General features: G+C 41.6%; 1 protein-coding gene. It reads right to left on the bottom strand.

All coding sequences use genetic code 11. The features are described 5' to 3' along the window. Positions 1-29 precede the first annotated feature (29 nt). On the bottom strand, positions 30-209 hold a 180-nt coding region (locus tag RRF55_RS29380; RefSeq protein WP_439419510.1), incomplete at its 5' end, for an acyl-CoA dehydrogenase C-terminal domain-containing protein.

The following is a 209-nucleotide window of genomic DNA, read 5'->3' on the forward strand; positions in this document are numbered from 1 at the left end:
TTTCGAATATCGAATTAGTTATTAACTACTTAGAATGCAAAGTGCTCTGCATCTAATGCAAGTAACGGTTCTACGCCACCAGCAATCACGTCAACGTGTGAGCGAACACGTGGAAGAATCTTCTTGAAGTAGAAACGAGCTGTCGTTACTTTCGCATTATAGAAGTCAACGTCAGTTGTACCTGCAGCCAATGTTTCTTGTGCTACAAG

Source organism: Klebsiella sp. K47 (assembly GCF_051858335.1).
GTDB classification, from domain to species: Bacteria; Pseudomonadota; Gammaproteobacteria; order Enterobacterales; family Enterobacteriaceae; genus Klebsiella; species Klebsiella pneumoniae.